The 19214-nt window shown below is 52.0% G+C and carries 13 protein-coding genes; 12 read left to right on the top strand and 1 reads right to left on the bottom strand.

Annotated features, from left to right (window positions below):
• Positions 1–255: 255 nt before the first annotated feature.
• The 7 genes from ulaA (at position 256) to CPY98_RS19280 (ending at position 5386) form a co-directional block, all read left to right on the top strand.
• Positions 256–1656 carry a PTS ascorbate transporter subunit IIC gene (gene ulaA / locus CPY98_RS19250; RefSeq protein ID WP_043489449.1) on the top strand — a complete coding sequence of 467 codons (1401 nt, stop codon included), beginning with the start codon at positions 256–258 and terminating at the stop codon, positions 1654–1656.
• Positions 1657–1674: 18 nt separating this feature from the next.
• Positions 1675–1983: a PTS ascorbate transporter subunit IIB gene (gene ulaB, locus CPY98_RS19255; RefSeq protein WP_025799334.1), complete on the top strand. Its 309-nt coding sequence runs from the start codon at positions 1675–1677 to the stop codon at positions 1981–1983.
• Positions 1984–1991: 8 nt separating this feature from the next.
• Positions 1992–2459: a PTS ascorbate transporter subunit IIA gene (gene ulaC / locus CPY98_RS19260; RefSeq protein ID WP_025799335.1), complete on the top strand. Its 468-nt coding sequence runs from the start codon at positions 1992–1994 to the stop codon at positions 2457–2459.
• 123 nt (positions 2460–2582) lie between these two features.
• Positions 2583–3239 (top strand): 3-keto-L-gulonate-6-phosphate decarboxylase UlaD, encoded by a 657-nt coding sequence (locus CPY98_RS19265; protein ID WP_096388616.1) that lies wholly within the window; start codon positions 2583–2585, stop codon positions 3237–3239.
• 10 nt (positions 3240–3249) lie between these two features.
• Positions 3250–4110 carry an L-ribulose-5-phosphate 3-epimerase gene (locus CPY98_RS19270; RefSeq protein ID WP_043489451.1) on the top strand — a complete coding sequence of 287 codons (861 nt, stop codon included), beginning with the start codon at positions 3250–3252 and terminating at the stop codon, positions 4108–4110.
• A complete protein-coding gene (locus CPY98_RS19275; protein WP_040047022.1) occupies positions 4110–4796 on the top strand; it encodes an L-ribulose-5-phosphate 4-epimerase in 687 nt (228 codons plus the stop codon). The genes CPY98_RS19270 and CPY98_RS19275 overlap by 1 nt, the downstream gene beginning before the upstream one ends.
• Positions 4797–4822: 26 nt before the next feature.
• Positions 4823–5386, top strand: coding sequence for a DUF1440 domain-containing protein (locus CPY98_RS19280; protein WP_046360085.1), 564 nt, complete (start codon positions 4823–4825; stop codon positions 5384–5386).
• A gap of 67 nt (positions 5387–5453) precedes the next feature.
• On the opposite strand, the gene malT is transcribed toward CPY98_RS19280, so the two are convergent.
• A complete protein-coding gene (gene malT, locus CPY98_RS19285) occupies positions 5454–8168 on the bottom strand; it encodes an HTH-type transcriptional regulator MalT (protein ID WP_046448831.1) in 2715 nt (904 codons plus the stop codon).
• A 563-nt stretch (positions 8169–8731) separates the two neighbouring features.
• Between malT and malP the strand changes: the two genes are divergently transcribed.
• The 5 genes from malP (at position 8732) to glgC (ending at position 19196) form a co-directional block, all read left to right on the top strand.
• A complete protein-coding gene (gene malP / locus CPY98_RS19290) occupies positions 8732–11140 on the top strand; it encodes a maltodextrin phosphorylase (protein WP_096388617.1) in 2409 nt (802 codons plus the stop codon).
• A 35-nt stretch (positions 11141–11175) separates the two neighbouring features.
• Positions 11176–13314 carry a 4-alpha-glucanotransferase gene (malQ, locus tag CPY98_RS19295; RefSeq protein ID WP_172863871.1) on the top strand — a complete coding sequence of 713 codons (2139 nt, stop codon included), beginning with the start codon at positions 11176–11178 and terminating at the stop codon, positions 13312–13314.
• A gap of 343 nt (positions 13315–13657) precedes the next feature.
• The gene (gene glgB / locus CPY98_RS19300; protein WP_096388619.1) at positions 13658–15886 is read left to right on the top strand and encodes a 1,4-alpha-glucan branching protein GlgB; all 2229 of its coding nucleotides are present in this window, start codon (positions 13658–13660) and stop codon (positions 15884–15886) included.
• Positions 15870–17849 carry a glycogen debranching protein GlgX gene (glgX, locus tag CPY98_RS19305; protein ID WP_096388620.1) on the top strand — a complete coding sequence of 660 codons (1980 nt, stop codon included), beginning with the start codon at positions 15870–15872 and terminating at the stop codon, positions 17847–17849. Before glgB ends, glgX begins: the two co-directional genes overlap by 17 nt.
• A 63-nt stretch (positions 17850–17912) precedes the next feature.
• Positions 17913–19196 carry a glucose-1-phosphate adenylyltransferase gene (gene glgC, locus CPY98_RS19310; RefSeq protein ID WP_025799356.1) on the top strand — a complete coding sequence of 428 codons (1284 nt, stop codon included), beginning with the start codon at positions 17913–17915 and terminating at the stop codon, positions 19194–19196.
• The last annotated feature ends 18 nt before the right edge of the window (positions 19197–19214 follow it).

Below are 19214 nucleotides of genomic sequence, written 5' to 3' on the forward strand. Positions count from 1 at the left end.
CATAAACGCTAAAACTCGCCTCATGAATAGGTAATATTTTGTTTTAAATAGTAAAAACAAACACACCGTTACTTTTCATCTTTTATTTTATATCCACACAATTCAAGTTGAGATACAAATCACAAATAATCAAATTAAATCTTTAAGTGATTCTTTGTGATTGCTAGAGTGATTTTGTACAAAACAGAACCTGTCTGTGACACAAGAAAGAAAAACACGGCAGGAATGAAAGCCAAAAGCCGAGCGGAGTGCTTTATGGAAACCCTCTACAACATCTTCACCATATTTTTTAATCAGGTCATGACCAACGCCCCACTGCTACTGGGCATCGTGACATGTTTGGGATATTTGCTGTTACGCAAGAGTGCAACGGTCATTATCAAAGGCACCATTAAAACCATCATCGGTTTTATGCTGCTGCAAGCCGGTTCGGGGATCCTGACGGGCACATTTAAACCTGTTGTTGCCAAATTATCCGAAGTCTATGGCATCAACGGTGCCATCTCAGATACTTATGCAGCAATGATGGCGACCGTCGAACGTATGGGGGATGCTTATAGCTGGGTCGGCTACGCCGTGCTTCTCGCTCTAGCGCTTAACATTCTCTACGTGCTTTTCCGCCGCGTGACCGGCATCCGCACCATTATGCTCACTGGTCACATCATGTTTCAGCAGGCGGGTCTAATTGCCGTATTTTTCTATATCTTCGGCTACCCGATGTGGACAACCATCATCTGCACCGCAATTCTGGTATCTCTCTATTGGGGTATAACCTCCAATATGATGTTTAAACCCACGCAGGATGTTACCGAAGGCTGCGGGTTTTCAATCGGCCACCAGCAACAGTTTGCCGCATGGATAGCCTGTAAAATCGCACCTTATCTGGGAAAAAAAGAAGAGAGCGTTGAAGAGTTAAAACTCCCCGGCTGGCTCAACATCTTCCACGACAATATTGTGTCCACCGCCATCGTCATGACCATTTTCTTCGGCGCAATCCTGTGCTCCTTTGGGATTGATACCGTACAAAAAATGGCAGGAAAAACCCACTGGACGATTTATATCCTACAAACTGGTTTCCAATTCGCCGTCGCCATTTTCATCATCATCCAAGGCGTGCGTATGTTCGTGGCCGAACTCTCTGAAGCCTTCAACGGGATTTCTCAGCGCCTGATTCCAGGAGCTGTACTGGCAATCGACTGTGCGGCCATCTACAGCTTCGCGCCTAATGCCGTAGTTTGGGGATTCATGTGGGGTACCATCGGACAGCTCATCGCCGTCGGCATTTTGGTTGGAATCGGTTCTTCAATCATGATCATTCCGGGATTCATTCCGATGTTCTTCTCAAACGCAACCATCGGCGTATTTGCTAACCACTATGGTGGCTGGCGAGCAGCGCTGAAAATCTGCCTGCTGATGGGCATGGTTGAAATCTTTGGCTGCGTATGGGCGATAAAACTCACTGGGCTGAGCGCATGGATGGGAATGGCTGACTGGTCAATTTTGGCACCACCGATTATGCAAGGATTTACCCTTGGTCTGTGGTTTATGGGCGTCATTATCGTTATTGCACTGATTTATATGTTCTTCGCGGGTCGTACTCTACGAGCCGAAGAAGACGCCGAAAAAATAGCACTCAACGAATCTTCTACAAATTAATTAACTGGAGCACAAATCATGACAGTACGAATCCTCGCGGTATGCGGTTGTGGGCAAGGCAGTTCCATGATTATGAAAATGAAAGTTGACCAGTTTCTGACGCAGCAAAATATCGACCACAGCGTTAATAGCTGCGCCGTTGGAGAATATAAATCGGAACTCAGCGGTGCTGACATCATCATTGCATCGACCCATGTCGCCGATGAAATTACGGTTACGGGCAATAAATACGTGGTTGGCGTGCGCAACATGCTTTCTGCCGCCGACTTCGGCCCTAAGCTGATGGATGTGATTACAGCGCACTTCCCTAAAGATATTAAGTCATAGGAGTAGATATGAAACTGCGCGATTCACTGGCACAAAACCACTCCATTCGTTTGCAGGCCGAGGCAAACACTTGGCAGGAAGCGGTAAAAATTGGTGTCGATCTGTTGGTGCAGGCCGACGTCGTCGAGCCGCGTTACTATCAAGCCATTTTGGACGGCGTTGAGCGCTTCGGGCCTTATTTCGTGCTGTGCCCCGGCTTAGCAATGCCGCATGGCAGGCCAGAAGAGGGCGTGAAGAAAACAGGGTTCTCGCTAGTCACGCTAAAAACGCCGCTTTCGTTTAATCATGAAGATAACGATCCCGTCGATATCCTGATCACTATGGCTGCCGTTGATGCCAACACTCACCAAGAGGTGGGGATCATGCAGATCGTTAACCTATTCGAAGACGAAGCAAACTTTGATCGTCTACGTGCATGCCGCACCGAACAGGATGTTTTAGATCTGATCGATCAGACCAACGCCGCACAGGCCTAACGCTTACCTTTCGCCCTAGCCCTCCCCTGCATTGGGGAGGGAATGCAATGTACCAATTTGCACCTCCCTTAAAACGGGAGGCTAGGGAAGATCATGCCAAAAATTGGCTTTTGGAGTAGAAAAATGTCTCATTCATTACCGATGCTGCAAGTTGCTTTAGATAACCAAACCCTAGACGACGCGTATAAAACCACCCGCCTGATTGCCGAAGAAGTCGATATTATTGAAGTCGGCACAATCCTTTGCGTTGGTGAAGGCGTGCGCGCCGTTCGCGATCTAAAAGCGCTCTATCCACACAAAATCGTACTGGCCGATGCCAAAATCGCCGACGCAGGAAAAATTCTCTCGCGCATGTGTTTTGAAGCCAACGCGGATTGGGTCACCGTTATTTGCTGCGCCGATATCAACACCGCCAAAGGCGCACTCGACACCGCGAAAGAGTTCAACGGCGACGTACAAATTGAGCTGACCGGTTTTTGGACATGGGAGCAAGCCGCAGAGTGGCGTACCGCAGGCATTCAGCAGGTGGTTTATCACCGCAGCCGTGATGCGCAGGCCGCTGGCGTTGCATGGAGTGAAGCCGATATCTCCGCTATCCGCCGCCTCGCCGATATGGGCTTTAAAGTCACCGTCACCGGTGGATTGGCGTTAGAAGATTTGCCGCTGTTTAAAGGCATCCCAATTCACGTATTTATCGCTGGCCGTAGCATTCGCGATGCCGCAAGCCCAGTTGAAGCGGCTCGCCAATTCAAACGTTCTATCGCCCAGCTGTGGGGCTAAGGTAAATATCATGCTCCAGAAAGCCGTTCCTCTCGGAATTTACGAAAAAGCGCTCCCTGCGGGAGAAGACTGGCTGCCTCGATTGCAGTTGGCAGCCGAACTCGGTTTCGATTTTGTCGAGATGTCAGTTGATGAAAGCGATGCACGTCTGGCACGGCTTGACTGGAGTCGTGAACAGCGTTTGGCATTGGTGAATGCCATTGCCCAAACCGGCGTGCGCGTCCCCTCGATGTGCCTAAGCGCGCATCGCCGTTTCCCTTTGGGTTCTGAAGACGACAGCGTTCGTGCTCAAGGCCTAGAAATCATGCGCAAGGCTATTCGCTTGGCACAAGACGTCGGCATTCGGGTGATCCAGCTCGCAGGGTACGACGTTTACTATCAAGAAGCCAACAACGCGACCCGCGAACGCTTCCGCGCAGGATTGAAACAGTCGGTCGAGATGGCTAGCCGTGCTCAGGTCACGTTGGCCATGGAAATCATGGACTACCCGCTGATGAATTCAATCAGTAAAGCTATGGGCTATGCCCATTATCTGAATAATCCTTGGTTCCAGCTCTATCCAGACATCGGCAATCTCTCTGCGTGGGATAACGATGTGCAAATGGAATTACAGGCTGGAAGCGGCCACATTGTGGCGGTTCATGTCAAAGATACTCAGCCAGGCGTATTCAAAAACGTACCGTTTGGTACCGGCGTCGTTGATTTTGAACGCTGTTTTACCACCCTCAAAGAAACCGGCTACTGTGGCCCTTATCTGATTGAAATGTGGAGTGAAACGGCTGCCGATCCGGTCAAAGAAGTTAAGGCCGCACGCGACTGGGTGAAACAGCGTATGACCAACGCCGGGCTTCAGGTTGAGGAGACTCTCTAATGCAGCAGCTCAAACAGCAGGTTTTTGACGCCAATATGGCCCTCCCTCATTACGGTCTGGTCACGTTCACATGGGGCAACGTCAGCGCGATCGATCGCGAGCGCGGTTTGGTAGTTATCAAGCCGAGCGGCGTGCCGTATGAAACCATGCAGGCTGAAGACATGGTGGTGGTAGACCTTCAGGGCAATATCGTCGAAGGCCGCTATCGTCCCTCCTCCGATACGCCGACGCACCTTGAACTCTACCGCCGCTATCCACACCTCGGCGGCATTGTGCACACCCATTCCACTCACGCTACCGCATGGGCGCAGGCAGGGTTATCCATTCCCGCGCTTGGCACTACCCATGCAGACTATTTCTTTGGTGATATCCCCTGCACTCGCGCCCTAACCGCCGCTGAAGTCGCTGGAGAATATGAGCTCAACACCGGCAAAGTGATTGTGGAAACGCTAGGCGACACTAATCCGCTGCATACGCCTGGGATCGTGGTGTATCAGCATGGGCCCTTCTCATGGGGCAAAGATGCCGTCGATGCAGTGCATAACGCCGTCGTGATGGAAGAGGTGGCAAAAATGGCGTGGATCGCCTGTGGCATTAACCCACGGCTACGCCACATTGACGGGTATCTGATGGATAAGCATTTCAGCCGCAAACATGGGCCGAATGCTTATTACGGGCAGAAGTAATTCTTTGATATCTCAAGAAGGCTACCATGACAATTAACGCGTTATTTGTACAAAGCAATCCGGCACGTCGTCGCTATGGTGTGGCAACACTGGTCGGTTTTGCCGCGGGGATTATGTCGGCGTTTGTGAAATGGGGGGCTGAAGTTCCCCTACCGCCACGAACGATTACCGATGGCCGCGCTGAGTTTAATCCGCCCTATCTGTTTTTACGTGATTATCTTGGCATCGATCCAACCACGACGGTGTATACGTTCTCAGAACATATTATTAATCCGGTGATGGTGACTCACATTATCTTCTCATTGGTCTTTGCCATCGGCTATTGCATCGTGGCAGAACGTTTTCCAAAGGTGAAAATGTGGCAAGGGCTGATGGCGGGGATTATTTCAACGATTGCGGTTCACGGTATTAGTTTCCCCTTGCTGGGGCTCACACCGCCGCTGTCTCAACTCCCCGTTGATGAATATGTCTCGGAGATTTTGGGGCATCTCTTTTGGTTCTGGTCGATTGAGCTGATTCGCCGCGATCTGCGTAACCGAATTACCCATGAGCCAGATGCAGAAGTACCTATCACAGCCATGAGTCGGTAAATCTAGTCCATTCTCCTGTAGCCCTCGCTAGCCTTCCCTGTCAAAGGGGAAGGTTAGATGGGGTTAACTACACGCCATACCCCATCATTTTCATAATATTTTGCGCCTGTTGAACGGCCTCTTGGCGATGCGCAACGCCGAGCTTTTGATACAAATTACGAATATGGGTTTTAATGGTGGTTGCGGCAACGTCAAGTTCACCGGCGATTTGTTCATTGCTATAGCCAGAATAAATCAGCCCCAGAACCTGCCATTCTCGCTGGGTTAACGGACTGGTACGAATCAGCTCCGGCACCTGTGGGTGATTGAGCAATCGTTCAACAAAGCCCTCATCAAAATGCGCAAACTTATGCCGATGATGCTGGTTGATATCACGCAGAATGCGCTGGGCGCGGTGCTGATCCAGCTCTGGCAGCGTATTGAGCTGCAATAGCTGACGCAGCTGCTGTGCCATCACTTCGCCCTCAACCACGAAATGACTGACAAAACCGGTACGATTAGCCAAACTTAGCGCTTCAATCAATACGCGCAGCGCTTCGCTTTTGCGATCGGTGCTCCAATACAGCAAATTACACAGCAGCAGGTTACGATTGAGATCGCTCACCAAGCGCAAACGCCTGGCCTCTTCGTTTAGCTCATCGAGCACCACTTCGGCTTCTTCATAGCGTCCCAGCAGAATTTGTACTCGCGCAATGTTGCGCCACTGCCCTTGTAGGAAATGGTTATCTGCCCGCGATGGTTTTTCCGCCTGCATCAGCCACTGCGTAGCGGCAGCACGGTCGCCGGTCATCTGCCACGCAATCACCCGCGGCTTGTCGGTATTGGTTTGCCAGTCTCGATGGTAATGACCAGCCTGCAATAAATTCTCACAGCGCCGCAAATATTGGTTAGCGTTGTCCAGATCGCCACGCGCCAAAGAGCACTTGGCTAACATCGCCAAGCATTGCAGCTGCTGCTGTGGTTCATAGTTCGCTAGCACTTCCAGACCTTTACGGGCGGCTTCTTCGGCCTCGTCTAAACGCATCCACGACCACAAAACCTGCGAGCGAATTCGCAACAGGAATTCATGCATCGGCAATTGCTCTAAATGCTGTTCATGGATCAGCTCAAAAGCTTTGTCTTGAGTCTCATAGGCCGCTTGTAAAAAGCCCTGCGCAATGAGAATTTCGCTTTGTTGCAGCATCGCCCACAGCGCGTAATGGTAGGCCTGATGGCGGCGCGCAACCTGCTCAGTTTGTTGCATCATCGGCAACGCACGGGCTAAATCACCTTTGCAGTGGTGGACTTCCCCCATCACCGAACTGGTAACAATACGGCTGTAATAGCTGCTGATCGGCAAATGTTTTAACGCTTCCACGGCCAGCCGTTCGGCATCGTCAGGGCGACCATCGTTGATCGCCACCTGCGCCCGCAGCGCATCAAACTCGGCCAACATCACGCCATCTATTTCAATTTTCTGCACATGCATTTCATGCTCAGCGCGCTCCAGCAGAGTATTCACCTCGCTGTAACGATGCTGGCTCTGTGCCAGCCACGCTTGTAGCAGCGCCAATCGAGGGTTTTGAATCAGTTTTTCATACGGCAGGGCTTTTAAGCACTCTTCCAGCAACGAAAGCTCGCTTTGATGGAACAGCTCCCATGCATGCTGGAGTAGCACATCGCGCAGCATCTCGACGTCGCCTGCCGCTAATGCATGATGGATTGCCTCGGCGGGAAAGCCCTGATCGAGCCAACCCTGCGCCGCTCGACGATGAAGATCGGGCAAATCTGCTGCCAGTTCCCATTGGCAGCGCTGACGTAAAAAATTGGCAAATAATGGATGGAAGCAAAACCACTCGCCGTCAGCGTCCATTCGATGAATAAACAACCCCTGCCGCTCAAGCTCTTCCAACTGCTGTTGACCGTTATCTTCACCGGTTAAGCGAGTCAGCAACACATCATTCATCGAACGCAGCACTGAGCAGCGCAGCAAAAAGTTACGCGTCGTCGCATCAACGCGATCGAGCACTTCATCCACCAAATAATCAGAAAGATGGCTAGCGTTGATCTTCGCTAAACGTCGCGCTGACTCTTGCGCCGTGGTGGTTGATTGACGCACGGAAAGCGCAATCAGCTGTAGCGCCGTCGGCCAACCTTCAACCTCATCGCACAGCTGATGGCTTTCAGTGTCTGCCATCGGCGCTTTCAAACGATGATTGAAAAATTGTGATGCTTCTTGATGAGTAAAGGCCAGCTGCTTAGTGCCCACTTCTAAAAGCTGCTCGCGCACGCGTAAATTAGCGATGCCCAGTGGGGGAAGCGTGCGTGACAATAAAATGACGGTGAGATTATCTGGCTGATGGCGCAGGAAAAAGCGCATCGCCTCATGGATTTGCGCATTAGTGATCAGATGATAATCATCAATAACCAAGCATAGCGGTGCCGACCAGTCAGAAAGCTCAATAAAAAGCTGGGCAAATAACGCCGACAGCGTGGCGTACTGATGTTTTTGGCTCATTGCTTCGCTTTTGCTGCAATGTCCGCCGGTAGCTTGCTGCAAGGCCGCAATCAGATAGCTGGCAAAGCGCTCGGGCTGGTTGTCGCTCTCATCTAAAGAGAACCAACCTAAATGCGCATTTTCCTCTGCCCACTGCGCTAATAGCGTGGTTTTACCATACCCCGCCGGCCCATTAACCAGCACCAGACGGTAGTTACCGGCCGACGCAAGCTTGGTTAATAACCGTTCGCGTACCACCGTATTTTGCAGTCGCACAGGGCGACTTAATTTCGACGGAATGAGCATGGTAAATTCCCACAAAGAAAGCCCAAAGCAAACCACAGCAATATATAAGTTTTAAATATTGCTTAATTATTTCGCGCTTCGTAATTAATTAGTCCTGTTTAACTTGGGATATCACACCAATTAATGCAACAGAGCATGACGACTAGGTAGCAGGAAATTGCAGTCGATCACACTTCTCACATCTTCTTACATCTTTGCTGAGAAAATGACTCAGTACGATTTCATTGATTCTCTGTTTAGGTTAGCGCTTCATCTTTTTCTCTTGCTGGCGCGAAGCCGCATTTCAGCACGGCTTCCCTCGACATAGGAACATTTTTGCTCCTATTCTTAATCCTTTAGTTGCGAGTTTATTGCACAGCCTTTGTCGATTTTATGGGCTACGTCTTGGTAATCAGAGCTGAATTTACACGCCTGTGACGCGGAATATAACGGGTTTGGATCACAGTTTTGCCTACGCCCCGCCCCTCCTCCCCGCCTCATCCCCCTTCGGGAGGATGTTATAAAACCGGTGGGTCGGCAGGATAACGTCAATTCCTGAACTTTATGCTTTGAGAGAGACTGATATGTCGCACATACCATTTGATAAGGACGTATTCTTGGCGGCGCTGACCCGCCAATGGCAGCACTTCGGACTAACCGCATCAAACCAGATGACGGAGCATCAATGGTGGCAGGCTGTGAGTGCGGCAATTGCCGAGCAGCTGTCTGCATTACCGCAGCCAAAGGCCGTGGCAAAAAGCGAACTGCGCCATGTTAACTACCTATCCATGGAGTTTCTGATTGGGCGCTTAACCGCAAACAATTTGATTAATCTGGGCTGGTATGACGCCGTAGAAAAAGCTCTCGCAGCGCATGACGTTCTGCTCAGCGATTTGTTGGAGCAAGAAACCGATCCCGCGTTGGGCAACGGCGGCTTAGGCCGTTTAGCGGCCTGCTTCTTGGACTCCATGGCAACCGTTGAACAACCGGCAACAGGCTATGGCTTGTGCTATCAATATGGCCTCTTCCGTCAGTCCTTCAGCGAAGGTCACCAGATGGAGGCGCCAGACAACTGGGAGCGCGAAAGCTACCCGTGGTTCCGCCATAACAGCGCCCTGAACGTAGACGTTAACTTTGGCGGTAAGCTGGTCAAACAGCCAGACGGTTCGGTGCTATGGCAGCCAGCGCTCACGCTGCGCGGCGAAGCATGGGATTTACCGATTCTGGGCTATCACAACGGCGTAAGCCAACCGCTACGCCTGTGGCAGGCCACTCATGCGCACCCGTTTGATTTAACCAAGTTCAACGATGGCGAGTTCCTCAAAGCAGAAAGCGACGGCATTGAAGCCGCCAAGCTCACCAAAGTGCTTTACCCCAATGACAACCATCAGGCCGGTAAACGCTTACGCCTGATGCAGCAATATTTCCACTGCGCCTGCTCCGTGGCTGACATTCTGCACAAACACCATCTGGCAGGCCGCAAGCTGGCTGACTTACCGAAATATGAGGTGATTCAGCTCAACGATACGCATCCAACGATTGCGATCCCCGAACTGCTGCGCGTGCTGCTAGACGAACATCAGATGTCGTGGGATGAAGCGTGGGCCATCACCAGCAACACCTTTGCCTATACCAACCATACGTTAATGCCTGAAGCGCTGGAATGCTGGGACGAGCGCTTAGTTCGCAGCCTGCTGCCACGCCACTTTGACATCATCAAGCAGATCAATGCGCGCTTCAAAAAACTGGTTCAAAAGCAATGGCCTAACGATGAAGCGGTATGGGCTAAACTGGCCGTTCACTACGATAAACAAGTGCGCATGGCTAACCTATGCGTGGTGGGCGGTTTTGCGGTCAACGGCGTTGCCCAGCTGCATTCTGATTTAGTGGTTAAAGATCTGTTCCCTGAATACCACCAGCTCTGGCCCAACAAATTCCATAACGTCACCAACGGCATCACGCCACGCCGTTGGCTAAAACAGTGTAATCCTGCGCTGGCGAGCCTTATCGACAAGACGCTGAAAAAAGAGTGGGCTAACGATTTAGACGTGCTCAAAGGCCTTGAATCCTATGCCGACGATGCGAAGTTCCGCCAAAAATATCAGGCCATCAAGCGTGACAACAAAATCGCATTAGCCAAATACGTTAAAAACGTGATGGGTCTGGAACTTAACGTCGATGCGATCTTTGATGTGCAAATCAAACGCCTGCACGAATACAAACGCCAGCACCTAAATCTCTTGCACATTCTGGCGCTCTATCACGAACTACGCGACAACCCTCAGGCTGACCGCGTACCACGCGTTTTCCTGTTCGGCGCAAAAGCCGCTCCTGGCTACTATTTGGCTAAAAATATTATCTACGCGATCAACAAAGTCGCGGAGAAGATCAATAACGATCCGCTGATGAAAGGACGTCTTCAGGTCGCATTCATTCCTGACTATCGTGTTTCTGTCGCCGAGCTCATGATCCCTGCGGCTGATATCTCTGAGCAGATCTCCACGGCGGGCAAAGAGGCCTCAGGCACCGGCAACATGAAGCTCGCCCTCAACGGCGCATTAACCGTCGGCACGCTGGATGGTGCGAACGTCGAAATTGCGCAGGAAGTGGGTGAGGAAAATATCTTTATCTTCGGCCAAACCGTAGAGCAGGTGAAAGCCACGCTCGCCAAAGGCTATCAGCCTAAGGCGATTTATCGTAAAGATAAGCAGCTGAAATTGATTCTGGACGAGTTGGCCAAAGGTCATTACAGCAACGGCGATAAGCAAGCGTTCGATCAAATGCTGCATAGCCTGTTAGACGGCGGTGACCCTTACTTAGTCTTGGCTGATTTTGCTGACTACTGCCGCGCGCAAAAGGAAGTGGACGTCTTGTATCGCGACCAAGAGCAATGGACACGCGCCACAATCTTAAATACCGCACGCGTCGGTATGTTCAGCTCTGACCGGTCAATCCGCGATTACCAGAAGAGAATCTGGCAGGCAAAGCGTTAAGGAGCTGTTCCATGCAAGAGAAAACAACGCCACCAATGGAACAAATAACGGAGCACCAGCAGGCCGAGCGGAAGCTGCTGGAAAGTCTGGCGGCGGAAGCCGGTATCGCGGCCAGCTATATCAATGCTCATGGCAAACAACAGGCGATCAGTGCGGAAACCAAGCAGCGCCTGCTGGAAGCGATGCATCCCTTCACGCCGACTCAGGTCGGCTCACCGGTTCCGCCGGTGATGGTGTTTACCCAAGGCCGCCCATGCATTCTCAATCTTTATATCACCGGAGAATACACTTGGACGCTCGCGCTAGAAGCCCACTCGTCAGATAAATCGGCACCTACCGCGACTCGCTTCCAAGGAAAAATACAGCGACGCAAAACGCTGACGCTGCCGCGTGACCTACCGCTGGGCTATCATCAGCTCACGTTAAGCGATGAAACGCAGCAGTGGACTTGCCAGATTATCGTGACACCTCAACGCTGCTATGAGCCAGACGCCTTGCTGACCGGCCGTAAACTTTGGGGTGCCTGCGTACAGCTTTATACGCTGCGATCTGATAATAATTGGGGCATCGGCGATTTCGGCGATCTCAAACAGATGGTGCTAAACGTGGCGAAGCGTGGCGGAGCGTTTGTCGGCCTTAATCCGATCCATTCGCTCTACCCTGCTAACCCAGAAAGTGCCAGCCCCTACAGCCCATCCTCGCGTCGCTGGTTGAACGTGGCCTACATTGATGTCAACCAAGTCGAAGAGTTTAAGCTCAGTGACGAAGCACAAACGTGGTGGAACAATACTGAAACGCAGCGACGCCTAAGCGAAGCTCGCGCCAGCGAATGGGTCGATTATTCCAGCGTTATCTCGCTAAAGATCAATGCGCTACAGCGCGCATTCCCCGCGTTTATCCAGCAGAAAGGCAGCCATAAGCGCCTGAAAGCGTTCCGTCAGTTTGTTGAACAAGGCGGTCATAGCCTGTACCAGCAAGCAGCGTTCGATGCATTACATGCGCATCTGAATGCCCAAGATCCCACCATGTGGGGCTGGCCAGTATGGCCCGATAATCTGCGCAGCGCAGACAGCAGCGGCGTAGCCGATTTTTGCCGTCAGCACGCGGATAAAGTCGATTTCTACCTTTGGCTGCAATGGCTCGCCTACAGCCAGCTTTCAGAATGTTTCGAAGTTTGCCAGCAACAAAAGATGCCGATTGGGCTGTATCGCGATCTCGCCGTTGGCGTCGCCGAAGGTGGTGCTGAAACTTGGGGTGAAACCGGGCTATATTGCCTGAAAGCCTCGGTAGGCGCACCGCCGGATATTCTTGGCCCACTGGGGCAAAACTGGGGACTTCCGCCGATGGATCCCCACGTGATGGCAGCGCGGGCCTATCAGCCGTTCATCGATATGCTGCGCGCGAACATGACCTGCTGCGGCGCATTACGTATCGATCACGTCATGTCGATGCTGCGCCTGTGGTGGATCCCCTATGGCGAAACCGCCGATAAAGGCGCCTATGTGCGCTATCCGGTTGATGATTTACTGGCCATTTTAGCGCTAGAAAGCCAGCGCAATCAGTGCATGGTTATCGGTGAGGATCTCGGCACGGTGCCCGTTGAAATCATCGCTAAACTGCGTGATTGTGGCGTCTACTCCTACAAAGTCCTCTATTTTGAGCACGATCAGGAAAACAGCTTCCGCGCGCCGCAGTCATACACCGTACAGGCGATGGCAACCATCACCACCCACGATCTGCCAACGCTACGCGGCTATTGGCAAGCCGATGATTTGCATTTAGGCAGGGAGCTGGGGCTTTATCCCGATCTTGAGGTGCTGAGAAAACTGCATCAGGATCGCGAAGCGGCTAAACAAGGATTGCTAGATGGTCTGCATCAATATGGCTGTATACCGCAAAAGGTTGGGCGACGAGCTGACCGCTTAGCCATGAGTCCGGTCCTCAACCGTGGTTTGCAGCGTTACGTGGCGGATAGCGCCAGCGCTTTACTCGGCCTACAGCCAGAAGATTGGCTGGATATGGAAAAGCCCGTCAATATTCCGGGTACCAGCGACCAATATCCTAACTGGCGGCGTAAGCTTACCCAAACCCTAGAACAGATGTTTAGCGATCCTGATATTAATCTGCTTATCAGCGATTTAGATAAACGCCGCCGCAAGGTTTCTGCGGCTTAACTCAACGTCTCTGCCAATAGACCGTGAAAACGATTTTCGCGGTCTATTTTTCCGCTAATACTTTTTTCCCATTCGATATCACAAAAAATAACCCTCCGTTTAGCAAATGTATCTAGAAAAGCTGGCTATGCTTAAAAATGGTTAATTTATAAGTTAGCCACCCAATAAAAAAGCCAGCAGGCGGTGATGCTGTAGCGATTTGTGCCTTTGTGTTTTTACTCAAAAATTATCGAGTAACACTCACAAAAAATATTCTGAATGGCGGGCATGATGTCTATTAGCAATTATTCAGAAACGAATGATTGAATGATGGATTCATGCTGTGAATCTAAGGAAGAATGCCATGTCCGTACTTCCCAGCAGTCAAATGCTGCAACAGCTTCTAGCGGGTCATTGTGCTGACCCTTTTTCTATCTTAGGCATGCATCAAACCTCCAAAGGTTTGGTGGTACGCGCTCTGCTGCCTGATGCAACGTCCGTGCAGGTGCTCGACCGCAAAACAACGCGTATGGTTGCTCAGCTTGATCTGATCGACGAACGCGGCTTTTTTACGGGCCTGTTGCCTCGCCGTAAAAATCCGTTTGATTATCTGCTCAACGTCGCATGGAACGATCATCAACAAATTATTGAAGACCCCTACCGTTTTGGCCCCTTACTCGGCGAAGTCGATAATTGGCTGCTCACCGAAGGTAAACATCTACGTCCCTATGAAAGTTTAGGTGCCCACCCCACGCATCTGGCTGATATCAGCGGCGTCAGCTTTGCCGTTTGGGCACCGAATGCGCAGCGGGTTTCCGTGGTTGGCGAATTTAATTTTTGGGACGGCCGCCGCCATCCCATGCGTATCCGACAAGAGAGCGGCATTTGGGAGCTTTTCATTCCCGGCGTGCAGGCGGGTCAACTGTATAAATTCGAGCTTATTGATGCACATGGCAACACCGTGCTTAAAGCCGATCCCTATGCCTTTGAAGCACAAATGCGTCCAGATACCGCCTCGCTAGTGACCCCATTACCAGACAAAGTTCCACCGGATGCAAAACGCAGCGCGGCTAATCAGCTCAACGCGCCGGTCTCCATCTATGAAGTGCATTTAGGCTCATGGCGACGCCACAGCGATAACAACTTCTGGCTCAGCTATCGTGAAATGGCAGAACAGCTGGTGCCCTACGTCAAAGACATGGGCTTCACCCATATCGAACTGCTGCCGATTAACGAACACCCGTTCGATGGCTCATGGGGCTATCAGCCGCTGGGCATGTACGCGCCAACTCGCCGTTTCGGTACGCCAGAAGACTTCCGCTACTTTATGGATAAAGCCCATGAAGCGGGGATCAACGTGCTGCTGGATTGGGTTCCCGGCCATTTCCCTAGCGATACTTGGGGGCTGGCAGAGTTCGACGGCACCGATTTATATGAATATTCAGATCCGCGCGAAGGCTATCATCAGGATTGGAACACCTTGATTTATAACTATTCACGCTATGAAGTGCGCAATTTCTTAGCCGGAAACGCGCTGTACTGGATGGAGCGTTACGGCATTGACGGCCTGCGCGTAGACGCCGTTGCGTCGATGATCCACCGCGATTACAGCCGCAAAGAGGGAGAATGGATCCCAAACTGCTTCGGCGGAAACCATAACCTCGAAGCCATCGATTTTCTGCGCTATACCAATAAAACCATCGGTGAACAGCGCCCCGGCGCCGTCACGATGGCAGAAGAGTCCACCGATTTTCCCGGCGTTACGCTGCCGCCAGACGCCAACGGTTTGGGCTTCCATTACAAGTGGAATATGGGCTGGATGCACGACACGCTGGACTACATGAAGCTCGATCCGGTCCATCGTAAATATCACCATAACTTAATGACGTTTGGCTTGCTGTACGCATGGAGTGAAAACTTCGTACTGGCGCTGTCGCATGACGAAGTCGTGCACGGTAAACGCTCCATGCTCGACAAAATGCCCGGCGATGCATGGCAAAAATTTGCCAACTTGCGCGCCTACTACGGCTTTATGTGGGCTCATCCGGGCAAAAAACTGCTGTTTATGGGCTGTGAATTTGCCCAAGGCCGCGAGTGGAATTTCGAAACCAGCCTTGACTGGCATTTGCTAGAAGGTGAAGACAACTGGCACAACGGCGTACAGCGGCTGGTGCGCGATCTCAACCATTGCTATCGAGACTATCCGGCGCTGCATCGCTGGGATTGTGATGCGCGCGGCTTCCACTGGCGCGTCGTCGACGATCATGAGAATTCGGTGTTTGCCTTCGTTCGCCGCGATGAAACAGGCAACGAAGTTTTGGTTGTCAGCAACTTCACGCCAGTACCGCGCGAGCATTATCGCATCGGTGTTGAGCATGCAGGGCACTACCAAGAAATCATGAACACCGATTCTTACTATTACCACGGCAGCAATTTTGGCAATCAAGGCGGCGTCGATAGCCAATCCGTTGGCAGCCACGGCTGTCAATATTCTATTGAGATCGCCGTGCCACCGCTGGCCACGCTCTATTTGCAGCTAGCGCCTCAACCAGCGCCATCCTCGGAGGCCGTGTCTGATGCTAAAACCCGGTAATCCGGGCCCGTTGGGAGCCCACATCACGCCTGAAGGCGTCAATTTTGCGCTCTTCTCGTCTCACGCGACGCGGGTTGAGCTCTGCATTTTTGACAAAACTGGGCATCAGGAATCCTACGAGCTTCCGGCACGCAGCGGCGACGTTTGGCACGGGCTGTTACCTGGGGCAAAAGCGGGGTTGGAATATGGTTATCGCGTTCATGGCTCGTGGCGTCCTGAAAAGGGCCAGCGCTTTAACCCCGCTAAATTGCTGATCGATCCTTACGCTCGCGAACTCACGGGCACATTACCCTTGGACGATCGCCTGTGTGGCGGCCTACACGAGCCAGACTGGCGTGACGATCGCGATGTCGTCCCCCACTGCATCGTGCATGAAGAAACCTACGACTGGGAGAACGATCGTCCCCCTCATGTTTTATGGGGGGATACCGTGATTTATGAAGCTCATGTCCGCGGGCTTACCCAGCAACATCCGGGAATTCCAAAGGAATTGCGCGGCAGCTACGCCGCTCTTTCTCATCCGGTGATAATTGAATACCTAAAACGTTTAGGCATTACCGCGTTGGAACTGCTGCCGGTACAGCTTCATGCCGACGAGCCTCGTTTACAGAAAATCGGCCTCACCAACTATTGGGGCTACAACGTTCTCGCCCCGTTTGCCATCGAGCCGAGTTTTCACTCTGGCCGCAGCAAGACCACCCCGTTGAGTGAATTTCGCGACGCGGTCAAAGCGCTGCACGCCGCCGGAATTGAAGTCATTCTCGATGTTGTGTTTAACCATACCGCCGAGCTGGACGAGACCGGCCCGATGGTGTCATTGCGCGGCATCGATAACCGCAGCTATTACTGGCGAAACGCGCAAGGCGCGTTAGAAAACTGGACCGGCTGTGGCAACGCGCTGAGGTTAACGCAGCCGCATAGCGTGCAGTGGGTCATGGACTGCCTGCGCTATTGGGTTGAAGAGTGCCATGTGGATGGTTTTCGCTTTGATTTAGGCACCGTGCTTGGACGCAACGCTGATTTTCATCGGCATGCGCCGTTGTTTATTACCATCGCCCAAGATCCTGTTCTCTCTCGGGTGAAGTTCATCGCCGAACCGTGGGATATCGGCCCCAATGGCTACCAGTTAGGGCATTTTCCTCTCACCTTTTCGGAATGGAACGATCGTTATCGGGATGAAGTTCGCCAGTTTTGGTTACAGGGCTCTGTCAGCGCAGGCGCGTTTGCCGAGCGTTTTGCAGCCTCAAGCCCGTTATTTCGCCATCACGGGCGCGCACCGTCGTCGAGCATTAACCAAATCACCGCTCACGACGGCTTTACGCTGCACGATTTAGTGAGTTTTAACGACAAACATAATCTGGCTAACGGCGAGGAAAACCGCGACGGCACTAACAGCAATTACAGCAACAACCACGGCGTGGAAGGGATAGACGCCGATGAGGACGTTCAGCGCCGAAGAAGCCGTAGCCAGCGGGCATTGCTTGCCACGCTGCTGCTCTCACAAGGCGCACCGATGATTCTGGCCGGAGATGAAATGGGTCACAGTCAGCAAGGCAATAACAATGCGTACTGCCAAGACAATGAAATCGCTTGGCTAGATTGGTCCTGCGCAGATACCGCCTTAACGGAGTACACCGCCTCGCTAATTCAGCTGCGTAAGCGCATACCCGCGCTCTGCGCCAACCGGTGGTGGGATGAAAACGATGGCAACGTGGTCTGGCTGAACGCCCATGCACAGCCGCTCACGCCCGATGAATGGCAGGCTATCGGTCCGTCACTGCTACAGATTCAGCTATCTGGCGACTGGTTAATGATCGTGAATCCAGCGCAGAACGACGCTGAGGTTTGCCTTCCTGCGGGTCATTGGCAAGCGTCTGCGCCATTCAACGCATTGGATACCGTAAACAACACTGAACGCGTGGTCATGCCTGCACACAGCATATGCGTACTGATTCGTTCATAGCCCTACAACGCGCAGTCCAAGGCCTAAAGAGCGGACTGCACGCATAAAAACAAGGAGTCAGAAATGGTTAAGTCAGAAAATCAGAACCAGTTGATGTTGGCCCGTCAATTACCTCAGCAGTCTGTGGCCCTGATTCTGGCAGGTGGCCGCGGCTCTCGCTTGAAGGATCTCACCAAAACGCGTGCGAAACCGGCCGTTCACTTTGGCGGTAAATTTCGTATCGTCGATTTTGCGCTATCGAACTGCATCAACTCAGGCATCCGTCGCATTGGGGTAATCACCCAATATCACTCTCATACCTTGGTGCAGCACATTCAGCGTGGTTGGTCGTTCCTGAACGAGTCAATGAATGAGTTTGTCGATCTCCTGCCCGCTCAGCAGCGCGATGCCTCAGAACATTGGTACAAAGGAACCGCCGATGCGGTGTATCAAAATCTGGATATCATTCGGCGCTATGACGCTGAATTTGTGGTTATTCTTGCTGGCGACCATATCTACAAAATGGACTATTCGCGCATGCTGATCGACCACGTGGAGAGCGGTGCAGAATGTACCGTGGCCTGTATCCCCGTGCCGCGTAGCGAGGCAAGCGAATTTGGTGTGATGGAAGTTGGCGACGATCACCAGATTTTGAAGTTTCTGGAAAAACCACAGAATCCACCCGCCATGCCCGGCAACGAAGATATGTCGCTCGCCAGCATGGGCATTTATGTGTTTAACGCAGAATATCTTTATCAGCTGCTGGAAGAAGACATGAGCCTCACGGATTCCTTCCACGATTTTGGTAAAGACCTGATCCCCAAAATTACCGCTCAGGGAAAAGCATGGGCGCATCCCTTCACGCTTTCCTGCGTTACCAGCACCGACGAGCACGACGTGGCCCCGTACTGGCGCGACGTTGGAACCCTAGATGCCTATTGGCGCGCCAATCTCGATTTGGCTTCAGTCACGCCAGAACTCGACATGTACGACAAACGCTGGCCAATTCGAACCTATATGGAGTCACTGCCGCCCGCCAAGTTTGTCCAAGACCGTTCAGGCAGCCACGGCATGACCATGAACTCCTTGGTATCAGGCGGCTGCATTATTTCAGGCTCCGTGGTCGTTCACTCGGTGCTGTTCCCTCGGGTTCGCGTTAATTCGTTCTGCACCATTGATTCATCTGTTTTATTACCTGACGTCAACATTGGCCGCTCATGCCGCCTACGCCGCTGCATTATCGACCGCGCCTGCGTTCTGCCTGAAGGCATGGTGATTGGCGAAAACGCAGAAGAAGATAGCAAGCGTTTTTACCGCTCTGAAGGCGGCGTTGTCTTGGTCACGCGCGAAATGTTGGCTCGTTTATGAGATGAAATTGTGGATGTA

This window comes from Hafnia sp. CBA7124 (assembly GCF_002355555.1).
GTDB classification, from domain to species: domain Bacteria; phylum Pseudomonadota; class Gammaproteobacteria; order Enterobacterales; family Enterobacteriaceae; genus Hafnia; species Hafnia alvei.

Coding starts and splice junctions, on each gene's coding strand:
- ulaA (WP_043489449.1), top strand. CDS start 256: ATGGAAACCCTCTACAACATCTTCACCATATTTTTTAATCAGGTCATG.
- ulaB (WP_025799334.1), top strand. CDS start 1,675: ATGACAGTACGAATCCTCGCGGTATGCGGTTGTGGGCAAGGCAGTTCC.
- ulaC (WP_025799335.1), top strand. CDS start 1,992: ATGAAACTGCGCGATTCACTGGCACAAAACCACTCCATTCGTTTGCAG.
- CPY98_RS19265 (WP_096388616.1), top strand. CDS start 2,583: ATGTCTCATTCATTACCGATGCTGCAAGTTGCTTTAGATAACCAAACC.
- CPY98_RS19270 (WP_043489451.1), top strand. CDS start 3,250: ATGCTCCAGAAAGCCGTTCCTCTCGGAATTTACGAAAAAGCGCTCCCT.
- CPY98_RS19275 (WP_040047022.1), top strand. CDS start 4,110: ATGCAGCAGCTCAAACAGCAGGTTTTTGACGCCAATATGGCCCTCCCT.
- CPY98_RS19280 (WP_046360085.1), top strand. CDS start 4,823: ATGACAATTAACGCGTTATTTGTACAAAGCAATCCGGCACGTCGTCGC.
- malT (WP_046448831.1), bottom strand. CDS start 8,168: ATGCTCATTCCGTCGAAATTAAGTCGCCCTGTGCGACTGCAAAATACG.
- malP (WP_096388617.1), top strand. CDS start 8,732: ATGTCGCACATACCATTTGATAAGGACGTATTCTTGGCGGCGCTGACC.
- malQ (WP_172863871.1), top strand. CDS start 11,176: ATGGAACAAATAACGGAGCACCAGCAGGCCGAGCGGAAGCTGCTGGAA.
- glgB (WP_096388619.1), top strand. CDS start 13,658: ATGTCCGTACTTCCCAGCAGTCAAATGCTGCAACAGCTTCTAGCGGGT.
- glgX (WP_096388620.1), top strand. CDS start 15,870: ATGCTAAAACCCGGTAATCCGGGCCCGTTGGGAGCCCACATCACGCCT.
- glgC (WP_025799356.1), top strand. CDS start 17,913: ATGGTTAAGTCAGAAAATCAGAACCAGTTGATGTTGGCCCGTCAATTA.